Source organism: Geobacter sp. OR-1 (assembly GCF_000813145.1).
Classification (GTDB): domain Bacteria; phylum Desulfobacterota; class Desulfuromonadia; order Geobacterales; family DSM-12255; genus Geoanaerobacter.
The window spans coordinates 1-17,972 of record NZ_BAZF01000012.1; the positions used below are offsets into that span (position 1 = coordinate 1).

20 protein-coding genes and 1 pseudogene are annotated in these 17,972 nt (G+C 48.1%); 5 read left to right on the plus strand and 16 right to left on the minus strand.

Annotated elements, in window-relative coordinates; all coding sequences use genetic code 11:
- Both OR1_RS12755 and OR1_RS12760 read right to left on the minus strand, forming a co-directional pair.
- On the minus strand, window positions 1-1,191 hold a 1,191-nt coding region (locus OR1_RS12755), incomplete at its 3' end, for an ATP-binding protein (protein WP_041972275.1).
- Between the two features lie 3 nt (window positions 1,192-1,194).
- Window positions 1,195-1,761 (minus strand): ATP-dependent Clp protease proteolytic subunit, encoded by a 567-nt coding sequence (locus OR1_RS12760; RefSeq protein ID WP_041972276.1) that lies wholly within the window; start codon window positions 1,759-1,761, stop codon window positions 1,195-1,197.
- Window positions 1,762-2,133: 372 nt separating this feature from the next.
- Between OR1_RS12760 and OR1_RS12765 the strand changes: the two genes are divergently transcribed.
- A complete protein-coding gene (locus OR1_RS12765) occupies window positions 2,134-2,913 on the plus strand; it encodes a hypothetical protein (RefSeq protein ID WP_041972277.1) in 780 nt (259 codons plus the stop codon).
- 5 nt (window positions 2,914-2,918) lie between these two features.
- Here OR1_RS12765 and OR1_RS23300 read toward each other — a convergent pair.
- From OR1_RS23300 to OR1_RS12825, 12 genes and pseudogenes are all read right to left on the minus strand, one after another.
- Window positions 2,919-3,179 (minus strand): annotated as a pseudogene (locus OR1_RS23300) (AAA family ATPase); the annotation flags it as partial.
- 110 nt (window positions 3,180-3,289) lie between these two features.
- Window positions 3,290-3,817 carry a hypothetical protein gene (locus OR1_RS12770; protein WP_052440437.1) on the minus strand — a complete coding sequence of 176 codons (528 nt, stop codon included), beginning with the start codon at window positions 3,815-3,817 and terminating at the stop codon, window positions 3,290-3,292.
- Between the two features lie 17 nt (window positions 3,818-3,834).
- Window positions 3,835-4,884 carry an ADP-ribosylglycohydrolase family protein gene (locus tag OR1_RS12775; RefSeq protein ID WP_041972278.1) on the minus strand — a complete coding sequence of 350 codons (1,050 nt, stop codon included), beginning with the start codon at window positions 4,882-4,884 and terminating at the stop codon, window positions 3,835-3,837.
- A 46-nt stretch (window positions 4,885-4,930) separates the two neighbouring features.
- A complete protein-coding gene (locus OR1_RS12780) occupies window positions 4,931-5,470 on the minus strand; it encodes a cyclin-dependent kinase inhibitor 3 family protein (protein WP_041972279.1) in 540 nt (179 codons plus the stop codon).
- Window positions 5,467-5,814: a TSCPD domain-containing protein gene (locus OR1_RS12785; protein ID WP_041972280.1), complete on the minus strand. Its 348-nt coding sequence runs from the start codon at window positions 5,812-5,814 to the stop codon at window positions 5,467-5,469. The genes OR1_RS12780 and OR1_RS12785 overlap by 4 nt, the downstream gene beginning before the upstream one ends.
- A gap of 65 nt (window positions 5,815-5,879) precedes the next feature.
- Window positions 5,880-6,872, minus strand: a complete 993-nt coding sequence (locus tag OR1_RS12790) for an ARPP-1 family domain-containing protein (RefSeq protein ID WP_041972281.1) — start codon at window positions 6,870-6,872, stop codon at window positions 5,880-5,882.
- Between the two features lie 107 nt (window positions 6,873-6,979).
- Window positions 6,980-7,300 (minus strand): DUF4258 domain-containing protein, encoded by a 321-nt coding sequence (locus tag OR1_RS23305; protein WP_041972282.1) that lies wholly within the window; start codon window positions 7,298-7,300, stop codon window positions 6,980-6,982.
- Window positions 7,301-7,388: 88 nt separating this feature from the next.
- Window positions 7,389-8,521, minus strand: a protein-coding gene (locus OR1_RS22080; protein ID WP_237754291.1) for an IS630 family transposase whose coding sequence is annotated in 2 segments (ribosomal slippage) — window positions 7,389-8,089 and window positions 8,089-8,521 — 1,134 coding nt in all. Because the reading frame shifts where the segments join, the coding sequence is not laid out codon by codon here.
- A gap of 226 nt (window positions 8,522-8,747) precedes the next feature.
- Complete coding sequence (locus OR1_RS12810; RefSeq protein ID WP_041972285.1) at window positions 8,748-9,215, minus strand: hypothetical protein; 468 nt, start codon at window positions 9,213-9,215, stop codon at window positions 8,748-8,750.
- A 60-nt stretch (window positions 9,216-9,275) separates the two neighbouring features.
- On the minus strand, window positions 9,276-9,860 hold the full coding sequence (locus OR1_RS20920) for an ERCC4 domain-containing protein (RefSeq protein WP_052440438.1): 585 nt from the start codon (window positions 9,858-9,860) through the stop codon (window positions 9,276-9,278).
- 12 nt (window positions 9,861-9,872) lie between these two features.
- Window positions 9,873-11,219 (minus strand): replicative DNA helicase, encoded by a 1,347-nt coding sequence (dnaB, locus tag OR1_RS12820; protein WP_041972286.1) that lies wholly within the window; start codon window positions 11,217-11,219, stop codon window positions 9,873-9,875.
- Window positions 11,220-11,332: 113 nt separating this feature from the next.
- Window positions 11,333-11,746, minus strand: coding sequence for a single-stranded DNA-binding protein (locus OR1_RS12825; RefSeq protein ID WP_082002940.1), 414 nt, complete (start codon window positions 11,744-11,746; stop codon window positions 11,333-11,335).
- A 390-nt stretch (window positions 11,747-12,136) separates the two neighbouring features.
- Between OR1_RS12825 and OR1_RS12830 the strand changes: the two genes are divergently transcribed.
- The 4 genes from OR1_RS12830 (at window position 12,137) to OR1_RS12845 (ending at window position 14,370) form a co-directional block, all read left to right on the plus strand.
- Complete coding sequence (locus tag OR1_RS12830; RefSeq protein ID WP_041972287.1) at window positions 12,137-12,343, plus strand: hypothetical protein; 207 nt, start codon at window positions 12,137-12,139, stop codon at window positions 12,341-12,343.
- Window positions 12,333-12,932, plus strand: a complete 600-nt coding sequence (locus OR1_RS12835; protein WP_041972288.1) for a zeta toxin family protein — start codon at window positions 12,333-12,335, stop codon at window positions 12,930-12,932. Before OR1_RS12830 ends, OR1_RS12835 begins: the two co-directional genes overlap by 11 nt.
- A 96-nt stretch (window positions 12,933-13,028) precedes the next feature.
- A complete protein-coding gene (locus OR1_RS12840; protein ID WP_041972289.1) occupies window positions 13,029-14,015 on the plus strand; it encodes a YafY family protein in 987 nt (328 codons plus the stop codon).
- Between the two features lie 79 nt (window positions 14,016-14,094).
- Window positions 14,095-14,370: an integration host factor subunit alpha gene (locus tag OR1_RS12845; RefSeq protein ID WP_041972290.1), complete on the plus strand. Its 276-nt coding sequence runs from the start codon at window positions 14,095-14,097 to the stop codon at window positions 14,368-14,370.
- Window positions 14,371-14,456: 86 nt separating this feature from the next.
- Here the strand turns inward: OR1_RS12845 and OR1_RS12850 are convergent, their stop codons facing one another.
- A complete protein-coding gene (locus tag OR1_RS12850) occupies window positions 14,457-15,395 on the minus strand; it encodes a 3'-5' exonuclease (RefSeq protein ID WP_041972292.1) in 939 nt (312 codons plus the stop codon).
- A gap of 122 nt (window positions 15,396-15,517) precedes the next feature.
- Window positions 15,518-17,845, minus strand: a complete 2,328-nt coding sequence (locus OR1_RS12855; protein WP_041972293.1) for a hypothetical protein — start codon at window positions 17,843-17,845, stop codon at window positions 15,518-15,520.
- Window positions 17,846-17,972: the final 127 nt, after the last annotated feature.

The following is a 17,972-nucleotide window of genomic DNA, read 5'->3' on the forward strand; positions in this document are numbered from 1 at the left end:
GGCCGGATCCAGCTCCAGCGGCTGGTTGGTCGCTAGGATGGTTATGCAGCGGGAGTTTTCCAATTCCAGAAGCAGGGAACGGCTCATACCGTGATTGCGCATCCCTGAGAAGATATCGTCGCACTCATCCAGGAGAACGATCCCCCCGGTGAGAGCGGCTTCCCTGAATAGTAGGCTTACGACTCCATCCCTGTGTACCGGGGCATTATCTACCTCTTCCATGTTGAGGGTCAGCAACGGGACATCGAGATGATTGGCTAACCCTCTTGCCAGCATGGTTTTGCCTGTACCTGATGGGCCGTAGAAGAGCATGGCGAGTCCGGTTCCGTACCCGAAAAAACGGTCCAATTCATTCTGCCGGCTGCTTTGCTGTGCCGCCTGGAACCTCTCGACTGTGGAGACGACTTCAAGTTTCAGATCTTCCTCCATGATGACCTGTTCGAGCCTGACAATGCTCCTTTCTTGGCGGATGAATGAAAATTCGCTGGTGTACTGGTTATTGTCCCCGATTATGTAGCGCGAGTGACGCTCGTGAAGATAGGTCGATACCTTCAGAATATTGGTTCTTTCGTCATAATGATCGCAGTGCCCTTCGATTATCTCCTGCTTGTTCAGTCTGCCATGCACACTGAAAAGACGGCGATTCTCCAACTGACTCCGCAGATCCGTGGAGATGATTGAAAGAATCACCCCGATCTCCATACCGTTGTCGCAGTTCCGCTCCAGCTTGCTGCTGCTGAATACCTCTGCAAAATCATGGGAGGTAAACTGCATCAGCAGAAGCAGTACGACCTTTCGCTCCAGCCTGTCCAGATTCCACATGCTGCAGAAGGAGATGAAGTTGAGATCAATTCTTTGAGTCTTGCACAGATCTTCACGTTGCCGGTTCTCTGCTTCAATTCTGGCAAGCATCTCCTCTGCCTGGCGCAGATCCGCATGTTCAGGGAGAAAAGGGAAGATGGCACTGAGCGGTTCTTCATCCCCCCTGCTCCGCCTATCCCCCCGACGGAGTGTGGCAACAGCAACCATCAGCATGGCCTCAAGCTCCAGAGCCTGGAGGTGTTCGAAGTTGTCGACAAACGGCACAAGACGTGTTCCCGGGATCAGGGTCTCTCTGGTCTGAGTGAATGAATAAAGCTGGGCTGCCTGGGAGCTGTCCGCGGCATGGGACTGCATCATCTGGCTGTTCATGGCCTAACCCCTCATCCTGATCGGTTCGATGACATCGGCGAGTCCGTGCTGGATCGCTTCATCGGGGGTGAGCCAGGTGTCCACGTCGCGGAGCAGGTACTTTTCAAGCTCTTTTCGGTCTTTGATGCCGGAGTAGGTGAGGTAATGATTGAGGATCCGCTCATGCTCCAGGTCTTCCTCTTTACGGCCGGCGATTAGCTGGCTGTGACTGCCGAAGTTGAAGGCGGAAAAGCGGTGGGATAGGATGGAGGTGCGAGGTGTTATGACACGACGCCCCTTGTCACCAGTCATGAAGATCAGGAGCCCCATGGATGCGATCATGCCGATGCCGGTAGTGTAGATCGGCACGCGGGACCACTCCATAATATCGATGATGGAGAACCCTGCCGGGCAGGAACCGCCCGGAGAGTTAATGATCATCTGGATCTGGCTGGTTTCCCCCTTGATGTTGTACTCGATGATCTGCTTACAAACCGTTTCGGCGGTGCCGCCGTTGATGGGGCCGGAGATGTAGATGATGCCGTAGTCGTCGAGCCCGCTCTCTTTCTTCTGCTTGTCGTTGTCTGCCATTTGGTGCCTCCCGAATCTTGAGTATGATTCAGGAATACACCCATGAGACGTCAAAACCTGTCGCATTACATCAAGCAGAATGTTGTTAAGGCTGGAGGAGAAAGGTACCCTTTGAAAAGGATTGTTTAGAGTGAAGAATGAAAGTTGGCTAAGCGGCGTAAATGTATCGTTTTGGCATCGACTCTAATGTATGGAGTTCTTAAAATCCCCACTTTCTGCCTTTACTAAGCTTAATTTGAATGAACCAAGGAGAACTATTTTTCAGTAACTTGAGACCATTATCAACAGATAGCTGTTAAATAATCACATCATGTTTAAGCATACTAATTAAATGACGATAATACGTTTATTGCTAATTCTGAAGGGAATTAAATGAAATACTACAGAGGGACTAGAGTTAGTTTTGCAGTAAAGGGCATCCAGATGCGAGGCCAAATCATCGAAAACAGCGATGGGGAAATCAGGATCAAAGGAATAAATGGGAAACTTTACTCTACCGATCAAAGAGGCAGGCACACTCATTTTGATAGGGGAACCTTACAAGAAGAATCTTTTGGAGTCAGGATATTTGACACTATTCTTGATGAAAAATACAATGACACCACTTCTCGTCAAGCAGCTGATTTTTGGAGAGAATTCTGTTTCGCGTCAGAATGGGACTTTGCATATGAGCGAGTACATTCAATAGCTGACATCGATTATTTTTTTGGTTCAAGAGTTATTCCTGAGCCAATAATCATTTTTTGTGGTCATGGTTTAGACAAAACCGATCAAAAAAGCGGTTTTGAAAAAGGCTGGATTTTATCCAACGGAGAAACCCTAGACGGAGGAATCAATAATCAAAATGGAATCAGAATCCTTCCTGCAAACAAAAATAAAATAATAATATTTTCTGCCTGTTTAATCGGTAAAAATACTAAAATGGCCACAAATTTGAAAAAATTATTTAACGCCGAGGCTCTTTTTGCCTATCGGACAGAAATTCAGGATAGAATTTGTTTCCTTGTTGAACCCTTTTTACTTACATTGATTTCGGAAGATGCAAGGATAAGTGCCATTCCGCATCATTATGAAACCACTAAGAAATCTCTGGCCCCATTGAAAAACATAAATCAAAGCCATGAGAAGACTTTTCCATTAATCCACTATTGACGCAACTAATCATTACCTTGTGATTCTGCTATGAGGACTACCTGAGTCACTTCCCAACTTTGCTGCGTCCCTCGCCGGTCGGCTAGGAAGCTGTCAGCCTCGTCCAGCACTAATATTGCATTCTGCTGCCTTGCCTCTTCAAACATGGAGGCAATCTTCTTTTCGCTCTATCCGACATACTTGTCGAGAAGGTCCGAGGCTCTTCTAACTATTACAGGCAGGCCAAGTTCATCTGAGATATAACGAGCCAACTCACTCTTGCCGGTTCCGGCTGCCCCCTAGAAGCAGAAGTTGCCATGTTGCCGCTTCTTAAGCCCTTCAATCAGTCGGGTAGAGATCATGAACGCTCCCCCCCGTTCACATCACATCGATCCCCCTATGATGCCTGCGAACTCAACTTGCGTGCCCATTCAATGAATGCATCATCCTTTGCCGCAGCAGTCGAAAAGTATTGTTTCTCAAGTTCTATATCCAGCCTTGCGAGGTCAAGTCGGTCGGCATCCCAACAGGTCCCGATGGTCGCCTCATAGCTTATGATGCCTCGTGTGTGGTAAGTGCATGCCTTTACAAGGAGATCGATCTGCCCGTCATCCAGACCAAGAAATTCCCGTTTGAGGCGTTGCGCCAGTCCAGCTCCCCTGCGACCGTGGCCATGGTCTGAGCGATCATTGATCCTTCTTGAATCGTGCAGGTAAGCAAATGCATCGACTACTCTGATATCTGCCCCGGTACGCTCGGCAAGTGACCTGCCAATAATGCTGACCCGCTCCCAGTGTGCAATGCCATGAATCCCTTCCCAGTTGAGTCGGTACTGGATACGTACTGCCTGGAGCAGACTCTGGAGCTCAGCCTGATTCATTCCCGGAGCATAATTATCAAATTCGTTGCTTCGACCTGATTGCATTTGGTTCATTCCCTATGTTATTCCGCTATTGCCAGCAATTGTCCTGACCGCTCAATAAGATCCTTGAGCTCTACTCTCTCACGCCATCCGTCGGGGATTGATTCCTTACCAAGCAGGAGCCCGAGAATATTGCCGGTTATTGAGCCGGTGCTGTCCGAGTCTCCATCGTGGTTTACCGCGAGTCGAACTCCTTTACTGAAATCACCTTCAGCAGCAAGGGCGGAGTAAACCCCTATGGCAAGCGCCTCTTCGCCTGTCCACCCCTCCCCTATCATTGCAATTGATTCCGGTGATGATGCCGCCGAGCTTTCCTTGAGGATTACGGCAAGATCCAGCAGTTCGAGGCACTCTTCATGCCCCGGCCACTGAACAAGAACTGACCGGGCATCCCGAATCGATTCCATCAGTGTTTTGCCTCTGGAGATACCGAATATTATCGCTGCAAATGCACCGGCGGAAAGGTAACCAGACGGATGTCCGTGAGTAATGGCGGCGAGTCGACAGCCAAGCTCGAATGAGTCCCCCAGCCCCTTTTCATAACCGGATCCGTTCATGAGTGAAGCATAGAGCAGTCCCACCGGTGCTACGCGCATCACGCCACCGCACCCTTTACTATCGTTCAGAGGGGAGTCAATCGTTCCAACAGAGCATGTTGTAAGAGCTGAGATACAGGTGTTGCCCGGAGCCCTTCTTACGTTCAAATCTGGGATGTTTACCAAGCCTCCACCGCTTCTGACAGTTGAAAGCTGCTCCCCCTGGAGTCCCCCCTGGGTTGCAAGCCAGCGCAGATACGCACTGTGGACGTATGATATGCAGGCTTCATGGTGTTTGAATGCTCCTGCTGAGCGGGCATGCAGCAGCCCTTCTGTCGTGAACAGAGTCATCTGGGTATCGTCGGTTATCGCTCCAATTCCGCCGGGAGCTTCTGCAAAATCTTCTATCCCTTTTGGGCCGAATTTCCTTCTGATCTCGTTTAGCGAGGAAAACTCCACTGCCCATCCTAGAGCGTCTCCGATAGCACCTCCAAGAAGACAACCTGCATAGTTTGCTGAGGTAATTCTGGTCATATCTGTGTCACCCGTTGAAATATTCAAATAGCTTCTCCCTGCGCATCTACCAAAGATTCAATATGAACCGCTCCTGCTGGAAGGTTTCCACCGTGCCAGGTCGGCTTGTTCTTACCATCTGGAGAGCCATGTGCGGGTCCATTCCCCGTTCTACCAGAAGTAAGGCCGCAACGGTCCCTGCCCTGCCAAGTCCACCTTTGCAGTGGACAATAATCTTCTCTCCCTGATCAAGCAGGCGATGCAGAAGCGGAGACGCATCCAGCCAGAGTTTTGCGAAAACCCCATCAGGAACATCAGCATCTTTTATGGGGAGGTGTAACCAGTGAAGCCCCAGTTCAATTGCCAGAACCGGCAGTTCGGAGACTCCCAGCTGATGAAGTTCTTTGTCTTCGACCAGTGTCACCAGAGTAGTTGCCCCCCAAGTTTTGATTGCTTGAAGATCTGTCGTGAGGTCCCGGTTCCACAGGCCGCTGATACCTTCATCCTTCTTTCCGGGGCAGAAGGTCATTCCGATGACACCATTAGTGCCAGGGGCGGAAACTCCATTGATTATGAGAGGGTCGGTAATACTTGTCCTGGCTTTCATGCATTTACCCTTTCCGAAAATTCACGTTCCGTTTCCCTGATCGCCTGCGCCAGTGAATCCATGCAAGATCGGATTCCCCGGTGGCAGGCTATCCCTCCGAGTTCCTGAACGACTGTGGCAGGCGGCACCCCGGCCCGCAGGCCGAATGAGATCATCCTGGTCAATCCATCCATCACGGCACTGCCGCAGGTGCCGGCTTTCCCAAAACGGCAGAGCAACTCGACCGGTTCCCCGCTTTTCAGGTCCCGATTAACCGTGACGTAGAGCCTCCCGCATGGGGTGTCGAGTTGCAGGGTCTGACCGGGAAGCGCTGCCGGGCGGTTATTTCTGAAGGTAGCTGGCATCAGATATCCCGGTCAGAGGCGAACGATCTTTTATCAATCAACATGGGATGCGCTCTACACATCGATTATTCGCGGAAACGGCGGCGTTGCGAAAACGATGACATTCTCTCTTCACGTGGTTGAGTCCCCTGCCCTTCCTTCCTGAAGAACGCCAGATGGATGGTTGTCTGTTCAACCATTAGAGCTGAACCAATAAGCTTGGGGCTCTTGAACCGGTAGTCGGTTCCCATCCCGGCAGCAGGGAAAACTTCTTCACTGCAAGTCCCTATCTCGTTAATGAACGATCTGGCTTTATCTAGTAATTCTTGATATTTAACCTCGCTTTTTTTTTGAAGTATCGCTTCCATTACATAACTGGTCAGAATCTTCCGGTGAAGTTTCGCGTATGCCTGCGGGTAGCCGACCAGATCGAGGCCGGCGAGACGACCTGCAAGGAACACAAGAACGCCGCACTGCCCATCAACCGAGGGAAGTCTGTCGATGTAGTCGGAGATGTCCTCGGTTCTCCCCTCATACACATCACGCATGGCGCTGGTGGCGGATGAGCAATTCGCTTCCTTTGAAAGGTTGTCGATGTTCTCCCAGATACCACCCTGGTCTGCCCGGTGGCCCCTGCTTTCGCGAAGGCTGTAGGAAACTGACTCGTTTTTGTAAGAACGGTGGTTACGGGACATCATAATTCCGGAATCCTCGAACTTGTCTGACCTGTAGTTCCATCGTCCCCGCTCGGTACAGGAAACGGGGAGCAAAGCATCAAATTTCCCCTGCAACAGGATGGTGCTGTTCAGCACCCTGTTCTGCTTGGCACCTCTCAACTCTTCACCGTCAAGAAGAAGAACGTGTTCCGACCCTCGGTTGATGACCTTTAGATCGGGGACAGAACCTTCCCTGCTTACCTCTGTCACCTCGATGTGACCCATTTCCAAGGCTTCACTCATGGTGAGGTATTCAATTCCGTCATAGGCAGGCGAAATGAGCGGTACTACTGCTATCGAGCCATGAACTGCTGGCTCCGCCAGTTTGAGTTGCTCAAGGTATCCACTTAACAGGTTTGCCATCTTCCACCTCCATGCTGGGTTTTCTGCCATTGTTGGAGGTCATCGTAGCAGGTGACCTCCCCCATACCGAGTCATAGGTTTGAAGTATTTTCAGTGAGTGTGATTTTTCAGTGCCACGAGCGGCGAGCTTTATCCCTAAGAGCGCTCAGGTCATTATTGCGATAGACGGTTAGAATTGCTCCGTCTGGCGAGCATACAACGTGCACTCCCTCACAACGGAAGAGGTTGACGCCATGTTTTTGGTAGCGGGAGACTTCCTTGTGTCCAACAACATATATGGCAGCACCACGGGTGTGAATAACTCGACCAAAAGAGATGACGAGGTCGATCTCGTCCGCGCTTATGGCTCGAGAGAACATTCGGGAACGAGCGTGATTTGTTAAAAAATAATCCGGGGAGAATGTTGACTGGAGAGCGGTACTGGCCATCTGACACCTCCTGAAAACGCTGAATTATTGCACGCGTTCAGAATATCAGCTGACCACACCCATTTAGTGCCCTAGTACCACGTAACAGTTATAACTTCGGATAAAGGCGCTTCAGTTTGATCCTGGCGTCCGCTGTAGTGAACTGCCAGACGATTTTTCTGGCGCTGTTATTTCGGTCATTTTCCCATGCGGCCACTTCTGCTTGCATGGTTGTCATGTCGGCAATTCGCCGACCAAGGCACTGACCTTTCAGGACGCTGAGTTCAATCTCTGCCATATTGAGCCAGCTACCATGCTTGGGTGTGTAATGTATTTCAAGTCGTTCGGCCAAGCGCCTGGCTTCTTCAGGTTCGAATGCTTCATAGAGTGAGGCGGTATTGTGAGTATTCAGGTTGTCCATAACCAATCGTACCTTGCTTGCTTCGGGATAGCGATTATCAAGCATCTGCTTGATTTGCATCGCCCAGTCTTTTCTGGTGCGTCGCTCCGTGATCGCCACATGCCGCCTGCCTGCCAACGGCTCGACTTCCATGAAGATCTCAGCAACTCCATTTCTCACGTATTCGTCATCAATGCGTACCGGTCTCCCAGGGGCATATGGTATGGGCTGACGTACTTCGCCGATCATCTGCTTGCACGATTCATCCATGCACACCACCGGATACTCAGGGTTGTAAGGAAGATGATACACTCCAAGGACATCTTCCATCGCTGCTACAAAGGCTGCGCTCCCTTCCGGTGGGATTTTCCAGTACTTGCTGAGATGAGGCTTAAGTTCGTTTTTTTTAAAACCCGCTGTACGGTCATGTGTGAAACGGATTCGGCAAACTTAAGTTCGACAGCCTTATCTGCAAGAAGTCTTACTGTCCAGCGTTGGTTGCCCTCTGGCACTTCTGAGCATGCCAGTGCTATCAGTCTTGCTTCGAATTTGCCGTCAAAAATAACTTCACGTGGCGGCTTTTCTCTTGGTTTGCGTTCAAGTGCTGCTTCGAGGCCATCTTCTACAAATCGTTTCTTAAGATGCTCAATCGTGCGGCTTGTCACACCCAGAGCTTCCGCCGTATCAGCAACATTCCATGCCGGTCCATCTGGACCTGCATCGCATAGCAGCAGTGCGCGGGCATGGACAAATCTCCTCGCGTGGGTTTTACCGCGACGAGTTAACGTTTCCAGTTCTCTTCGTTCATCTAAAGTAAGTGTTACTCGGTATCTTGACGACATGGTGGCCTCCTTGATAGAGAGGCCACCAGTATATAACACTTAGTAAATTACGAAATATTATATGTTACATGGTACTAGGTTTTCAAATAAATTTTCAACTGCAAGGAGGGTATTGAAGAGATTGAATGTGGTTATGCTATAGAGAGTTTATTGTGGTTCTTTCTCGAATAAACTCTAAATGACGAACGCCCATCATAAATTCCATAAATATATCCGCGAGATTAGATCAATTAAGTAATCTTTCGAAATTACTGGCTACATACTTCTCAAATTGTGGCTTGCAATATTCAATTAATTTCCCGGTGATTTTGTCCTTCTTCTTCCCATTAAACCAAATACTCCGTTTACCTTTGTTCTTGCCACTTTTGTTTTGATGAGCCTCACTGATAAACTCCTCTGAGTTCATTATCCAAGTCATGTCCATACGTTCTGAGTAAAACACAAACCAATAATTATCTCGTAATTCATGGGGGATAGCGGCAAAAAGAGCCGCATCTCCTTCACATACTGTTTGAGAGCGGGCCTTAATTTGCACCGTTATAAATGAGCCATCTTGTCGACGGATGACAGCATCTATCGCGTCATCATCGACCAAAGGGACATAGATATCTAACCCCTCTTTAAGCATCTTCCCAATCATCCAGTACTCCATACGCTTTCCAAAACCAGCTGAATGCCTAAATGGCAGGGACATATCATCTCCTATCTACGATAAATGGGTTTCCAAATCTGTTATACACATTGTTGTTAAATGCTACAATCCATCAGTGTCGATCAGTACGCGGTCATAACCGTTCTGCTCCAACCACCAGTAAGTGAAATGCTTCGAGAGCCAACTGGCCGCTTTTTCTGTTGCCAGATCTCGATGTCGAGACGAATACAAAACAGGAATACCGAACTTTGCCTCAATGGCATCCAGTGTCCCGCATACGGCATTGGGATGAGCTTCCGTCATCAAGTCGTCAAAACTACGGTACGGTGTCTTCATATCTTCGTAACTGGCTTCTATCAGAATCGCTTTCCATCGGAAAATTGCCAATCGTTCACACGCACGAAGGAAACGTTCTCTATTGGCGATTGTGCTGGATATTGCATCTGACATGGATTTACGTTCTAAAGCCAGGACATCTTCCATCCCTGCAACGGAATAGTCTCCGGCTTTAAGTGCAACGCATTGCTCACCACCAAACCAGTTCGGATGCCTGTCAAACAGGCAGAGCGGCATCTGTTCCCGCGAGTCAACCAGCACGACTGGTTTGGGAATCTTCCAGGCTCTAACCACAGCCTGCCCCCCGCGCATGACGAGAAGTCTTGTCTTACTGGGTGATACAAAGCGCATGCCTATCCTTTCCTAATCTGAGCGGTTGCTGAGATTTTCAAACTTGGTGAATTCCCCTATAAACGCGACATTGACGGTGTCGATCGGGCCGTTGCGCTGTTTTCCAACTATGATCTCCGCCTTCCCCTTCAGTTCCGGATCCTCCTTGTCGTAATACTCTTCCCGGTGAACGAACATGACAACGTCGGCATCCTGCTCAATTGCTCCTGATTCCCGCAAGTCACTGAGAACCGGCCGTCTCTCTTTAGCGGAGCGCTGTGTTGACAGCCTGCTCAATTGCGAAAGTGCAATGACCGGTACGTTGAGCTCCTTGGCGAGAGCCTTAAGTGAACGTGAAATCTCCGCTATTTCCTGCTGCCGGTTCTCGGATCTGCTGCTGCCGCGCATTAGCTGGAGATAATCGATCACAACCAGTCCGAGCCCATGAGAAGCCTTGAGCCGCCTGGCCTTGGCTCGAAGTTCCAGGACAGTAATTCCTGCCGTGTCATCAATGAAAATAGACCCGTCCGATAGCTGGCTGGCACCTTTGGTAAGCCGTGGGAAGTCGACATCTATGAGATGACCGGTTCTGAGGCGATTGGCATTAACCCGGGATTCAGAGCAAAGCATTCGGACTGCTAACTCCTCTTTGCTCATCTCCATGGAAAAGATTACGACCGGCACCTGTTTGGTGGCGTGGATAGCCGCGTGCTGTGCGATGTTGAGCGCCAGAGCAGTCTTCCCCATGGCAGGCCTCCCCGCGATAATGATCAGGTTACCTTTCTGAAAACCTGCTGTAAGTTCATCTAGGTCGTAAAATCCGGAAGGGATTCCGGTTATCCTCTCTTTTCGTTCATACAGATGCTGAATCTGATTGAATGCTGCCATCATAACTTCTTTCAACGGGACCGTGGTTTGAGTTACATGTTCACTGGATATCTCGAATACAGCCTGTTGAGCCTGGTCCAGCAGGTCGTTGATTTCTATCTTGTCATCATAGATTTTTGTGGCAATGTCTGTTGTGGCATGCATAAGACGCCTTGCAATGGCTTTCTCCTTTACAAGGCGACAGTAGTAGGCAATATTCGCAGAGGTCGGAACGTAATCTACCAGCATTGCCAGATAGGCCGCACCGCCGACTGCTTCCAAGGAGTTACGCTTCTTGAGAGTCGTTGTCAGGCTAATCAGGTCACATGGCAGGGACTTCTCTCGCAGTTCCAGCATTGCAGCAAGAATTTTCCGATGGCTCTCGACATAAAGGTCATCGACCTGGACCATTTCGATGACCGTGTTAATCGCCTCGTTGTCAAGAAGGATACCGCCGAGAACCGACATTTCAGCTTCAATGTGCTGAGGAGGGATGCGACGCATGTCATTCATTAATAACCTTTCATCAGCGGAAAGAATCCGGTTAGAAATGGAAAGTAACAGAGTACTGCTAGGTAGTGACAACATCCGTCTCTATCGCGATGCCCGAGACTCCCCAGTAAGTCTCAGAACGGCGCCTTATCATAATCATCAAGGCTGGAGTTCTCAAAACTGCCAACATCAAATGATGTATCTCCTTTCGCCTCACTCTTGGGCGACAGCATCTTCATGGAGTCTCCCACAATCTCAGTGGTGTAGCGGTCATTACCCTCCTTGTCCTGCCACTTACGGGTTTGAAGCCGCCCTTCAATGTAAACTGTCTTCCCCTTGTGCAAGTAGTCCCGGGCTATTTCAGCCTGCCTGCCCCACAGTGTCACGCGATGCCACTCTGTACGCTCTTCCATCTCGCCATTCTTGTTTTTAAACTTTTCGCTGGTTGCCACTGTTAATGACGCAACGGTTTGACCTGTTGCTGTTGTCTTGATTTCAGGATCTTTACCGAGATTACCAATAATTATAGCCTTGTTGAGTGATGCCATTTATTCCCTCCTTGATGATCTTTACTCCATCATAAAGGCCCACCTCCCCCATATAGTGCCCCACATCAGAAAAGATTCGGCTAACCTCTGATCATTTCCCTTTTTGTACCAAGCTCTCCGGATCTCAATTTCTCTTCTGGAAGGATCTATAAGGGAGGGGGCATCCGGGGAATATTTTCGGAAGCTGCTCTCGATTATCCTTTCATTGAAAGTTTCGTAGCAGTAGGCATACCTGAGATTACAGGTGTTGCAAATGTCCATGCCGGCAGATTCTACACTGCCGCAGGCGACACGCTGGTTTCTGTCTTTCCGGATTCAACAAATAATTTGACCCCTTAAGGAGGTTCAGATACTCTTCAAGTATAAACTGGCATCGTGATGGAGGTAGCTATGAAACCTGCTGCTCATAGAAATAGCGAGACAAGAGAACTAACAGATAAAGAGCTAAACGAAATTACTCGTGCTATGGGAGAAGATGTTCGTTCACAGTCAATAAAAGTTTCAGATATTATCCAGGCAAACCTTAAAGCAGAATTCGCTTCCCGCCGTCTTAGCACACCAGTTCAGATCACGACGAGAAAATCAGTTGCGGCCTAAATTGATCATAATAGCCGGTCCAAACGGTTCCGGAAAAACAACCTTTACCCCTCAGATGCTCAAACATGATTGGGCTGAAGGTTGTCTGTTCATCAACCCTGATGAAATTGCAAAAAATGAATATGGAGACTGGAATTCGCCTCAGGCCGTTATGAAGGCTGTCATAAGAGCTCAGGAGATGCGTGAAGATAGTTTGAAAACAGGCCGCAGCATGCTCATAGAATCGGTATTTTCAGCACAGGACAAGCTGGATTTTATCCGCAGAGCAAAAGAAGCAGAATTTTTCATCCGTTTCTTTTTCATCGGTACTGACACTCCGGAAATCAATGCAGCCCGTGTCGCGAGGCGAGTACTCCATGGGGGCCACGAAGTTCCAATTAACAAGATCATTTCCCGGTATTCAAAATCAATAGCTAATGCGTCAACAGCCCTTACGATTGCAGATCGTGGATATGTATACGATAATTCCATTACGAACCGAAATCCAAAGATTCTTTTTCGTACAAGAAATAGTGAAGTATTCAAAACCTATTCTGAACTGAATAATCATCCCTGGGCGCAAATGATGTGTGAGGAAATGAGGGATTAACTCATCACGCCGCCTTTCTCAGCGAATTCTCCCAAATCCCCTAGGCAGCACCAAAGGTTGTATCGTGTATAGTTGATTCATTTTGTGGAGGACTACATGGGCGAGCAACTGTATTTGGAGCGTTTTATCTGGTTTGACGATAAAGTTCGGCAGGGGAAATATCCAAACGCCACCACACTCGCCGAAAAGTTTGAAGTTGACAAGAAAACTGCACAACGATCCATTGAGCATTTTCGTGATCGAATTTTTGCTCCTCTTGAATATGATCCGGTAAAAAAGGGGTATTACTATTATGAAAAATTTGAGATCCCGGTTGCCCGGCTATCCCAAAATGAACTTCTCGCCTTATTGATATCGAAAAAGCTCTTGAGCGATGCATCGCCAGGTCCGCTCGGTGAGGAATTAAACAAAGTTGTCGATAAGCTTGGGACCATGATCGCTGCCGGAATGCCGGGCACTATATCTCCGGATCAGGCTTTTTCCTTCCGCTGGAATGGGTTTTACCCATCAGACTCAATATTCTTCAGCATAGTCAGCTCAGCGCTTCTACAGGGTCGTCTTCTGTCGTTCTGCTACTACTCTCCTACTAGCAGCGCCTGCACTATGCGCACTGTCGAACCGCATCACCTTGTCAACTACATGGGGACCTGGCATCTCGTTGCCTGGTGTCGTCTGCGTAATGAGTGGCGTGATTTTCTCTTATCAAGAATGAGTTTGTGCCAGGCGGAAGAGATCCGATTCGAGTTCCGTCCTGAGACTGAATGGCGGCCGCATTTGGATGAAACGTTTGGGATCTTTCAGAACAAGGAACGTTTCGATGTGACGCTCCGATTTACACCAGAGCGGGCCAAATGGATAGTGGGGGAGATCTGGCATCCAGAACAAGTCGTAGAGTTACAAGAGGATGGATACCTTGTAATGACCATACCGGTTTCACATCATGCCGAGATATTAATGGAGATTCTAAGACACGGTGCGCAAGTGGAAATATTACGGCCGGACTGGCTTCGGGCTAAAATAGTGGAAGAGGCAAGAGCACTTGCAGAACTTTACAGTTCGTCTTTCGAACCTACTACTAGATAGCGAAAAATCTGTTCCATCCGAAACAAATATTAGGTATAGATTCAGCTATATACTTTCAAAGTGTTCAGTGAGGGACTGTATGACAAAAGCCGATCTTGTCGGAAAGGTAAGCGACGTATCCAATTTCACCCAGAAAGAATCAGTCGATATAGTTGAATCAGTACTGGAGATTATCAAGGAAACCCTTGGGAAAGGCGAGACATTGAAGATCTCTGGGTTTGGAAGTTTCACTGTGAAGCAAAAGCGTGCACGTAAAGGGAGGAACCCTCAGACCGGTGAGTCCATAACGCTCGATTCCCGCAAGGTTCTGACCTTCAAAGCAAGCAATCTTTTGCGGGATGCCGTAAATCGCTGAACAGTCATCTCCCACTTTAGTATCTTACAGCTTGCATAGGTCGCTGGTGATGGCTGACGGATGATCGCTTCCCCCGTAGCATTCCTTCAGCGTTCGCGAACAGAAAATCGATCCTGTGCGCTGACTCTGAAAACTTCCACATCAGTGATTTTGCCATCTTGGTAAATTTCTTTCGCGAGCCAGCAGAGTTCATCCTTCTCCTGGCAACAGGGAATAGTTGTCCACCAAGCCTTGGATCTACCATCTGTTCCATCGTTCCAGCGATAGTTCCTTTGTTTAAGTAAATCTTTTTTATCAAATGGTGCTCCGACAGCCCATATTTTTGTAGTCTCGTCCAGATGCCTGTCAAGCAAGGACCTGAATACCAGGCGATTGCTCACAGGGAGTTTTCCAAGGAGAATTCCCAGAACCCCTTCCGCGTCATTGAGAGCTCGGTGTGCATCGACAAACAATCCGAACTTGAACAGAAGGTATTCCAAGGTTCTGGTGGAAAAATTCTCATTCTTCCAGTCAATCTGCTCGATGGAACATGCCCAAGGCAGTTTATTAAATGACGGGAATCTTTCTTCCACAAATTTGCGGTCAAAACCCGCATTATGCGCAATAACCAGACTTGCGGTATTCGCAAGGTGATTAACCCGACCATCGTCAAAAAACTTCCCACGGACCATTTCATCAGTAATACCTGTAAGTGCAGTTATTTCGGCAGTAATCGGCCGACAAGGGTCTTCAAAGCCGGAGTAACGGTCAACAACCCTTATGATGTCAGCTGTGTCTGGGTCAAACTCAAATGCAACAATTCCAACCTCAATGGCTTTATCTACCGTATAATTCAAGCCTGTCGTTTCCACATCGAGACAAATTGCTGTTTTTGCAGTATTGACGCTTTTCCTCGTAAAACGTGGGTCACTGTCAAGATCGACTTTACGAGATATTTTTGTAGAGCCTGTGGCGATAAGCGCATTAATTGCTGTTTCAACATCGACAGGGATCATAACTTTGGCATTACTGGAATCGGTAGTCATATATGTATTCTCCGTAAATTTATTAACAAGCTGAAAGATGTCTCCCAGGATATACAATTTTGTTTTTTTCTACGCTAGATGGGTGAAGATAATGTGATCTCAGATTCCACCCAGTCAGCAGGTTAATAATTGATCGCGACATTTGTCTCTGCTGCAATAAGCGGAGCGGAAAAAGGCGGCTGTTGAATGCTCTCGGAGTTTTCCGCAGCCGCTTCCTGCCGTTCTTTAACTTTATTAAGGTTGTCCCTTACACGGGCAAGAGCCGCGTCAGACAGGACTACTCCGAATCCGGCGGAATTCAGGCGGTCAACAACATGTTGAGCCAAACCCGGCAGCCCGTTCTGATATGTTTTCCCGTCGATTGAGCGTGATTTGTAATACAGCATCCCCTCAATCTCGATAAGGTCGTCACCATTACGTTTGCACAAGCATACTTTGCTCTGCCGCCTTTCAGAGTAACTCCCGGGACCATCGAGATAAAAGATATCCCCATCAAAGACACCCCAGACCTCTACGTAGTATCTTTTCTCGTCACTGCGCCGAATCAGAAAGTCAGCGGCGCGTAGCGTTCGCCTACCATTTTCCTCAAAATTCAGCCTTGGATGGAAGGATATGATTTTGACTCCAAGTGCCTGAAAGATCTCTGAAACAGCGGCTTCAAGGAACGAACCGAGCAGATTTCCTTGTGAGTCCTTGCATGGTGCTTTCAGGTTCAAATCTTTCGCGATCGATTCCAACCATTCTTTTTCGGATGCGTATTTGTAACTTCCGCTGTATTCTCTATGCCAATCCGTTGGTGAAATAACTCCCTGTTCCATCACAAAATCCTTCAAGTCCATATAGCTAGTATCTTTCCAGTGCATCAGAATAGGTATCCCAAGTCTTTCCCGCACCCGGTCAAGCAGTTTCCGCTCCCGAAGGTTCGCTACCAAGCCGGGATTTGCTACAGCGATTTCTTCTGTGGTCGTCGCTCCGAGGTTTTCTCCTATCTCAACTGCTTTCATGATCCGATCCTCGTCAGAAAGAGCACTGAAATTTGGCAACTGGTAGAGACCAAACTCCTTGCATACTCTGTCAGTCCATTGATTCGCACGGATAATCTTCATTATGCTTGGGCATTTCCTCTCTAAATCAGGTACCGATCTGATATTTAGCGGCAGTAGGTGCTCAATTATCTCATCGTAGTCCTGTGGTATTTTCTTGCTACCGATTGTGATGTTGAGCTCTTTACAGATTGCGAGCAGAGTATCGCGGTCATTCAGCTCAAACCTCAGAATCATGTTGCTGATTTTTCTGTCTGGATACATCTTCAGTTCATTCAAGCGCTTGCCGCTATGAGGTGCCAGCAATTCACGCAACATGTTTTCGTCGTCGTTCTCATATTTTTCGTGTTTTTGCCAACCTTGTTGATCAGCAAACTCATTCATTCGCCTGCCTCGAAGCCTGTTAAAGCTCTTTGGCAACAGAATTTGCGCCTGATGCAGGCTCGTTACGCCGTTATCGATGCACAGCTTTTTGAATTCAGCAAAGTCCGGGCGCGAAGCATCCAGCGAGTTGAAGTTTCGGCACTTTTCGTTCATGCAAAAAGTAAATCCTCTGTAGCGAATCTGATCGTAAGTTCTACCATTCTGGATGGTTCCACATGCCGCGCATTCAAGCATCACCGGTTGAGTGCGCAGTACTTGCATTGGGTTCTTCATTTCAAGCTTAGATCCGATAAAGCGCATCCCGTGCTCTGCCAAGAAGGAATTGAATCTGTCTGCGCAGGTGAACGGATAACAATCATCACACCCACGATATTTTCCCTCTCTTACAGTTCTCAATGTTTTCTTAGTTTTGTGTCCATGATCCAGGCATATGCATTCCATGTGAGTTGATTCGGTTTTGTATTCTGTCTCAAGCAGATTCAGTCCTTGTTCCATGAAGATCGCTTTGGCTTGTTCAAGGTCATAATTTGTTGGCTTGGCTCGAAAATCCATGGCCAACGTTTTTCTGAGAGATTCAGAACCGTATTTTTCACACCGTCTTGTGCCACTCCGGATAATTCTGTCCCACGTGGTTGTTTTCGTTTCCCCATTGAACTCGAAGGTAATGGGGTCTTTTGCTTTATGCAGTTTTTCAGTGTGGCAATCTATGCCCAGAAGTTGCCCAGGAGACTCTACTGGAACATGCACAGGGGATTTAACTGTCGCGCCAACTTTCCTCATCTCTTCAGTTATGTAAGAAAGGCGCAGTTTCCCTTTTGGGTGGCACGGTTGATAGGGGCAGCGACCTTTATTGCTCATAACTGTTCCAATCCCAGGCTCGTAGTAGCCACCGCATTCACGACACCTGACAAGTACCTTGACTTCATTGTTAACGATCGTGTCTGGACAATAGATCAAATCCAGATTCTTTTGCTGAGCGCTGCGAATGATATCGATCTTGGTTATATTGCTCTTTTTAGACATTGTTTTCCTCCCTGGGTTTCCTGATACGTTTTTGTCGGTATGTGCGCATAAGAAAAGTGCACAACAAAGACTTTAGTCTCTTTTACTAAACTATAGTACAGATGTCAATACTAAAATACTGGCGTCG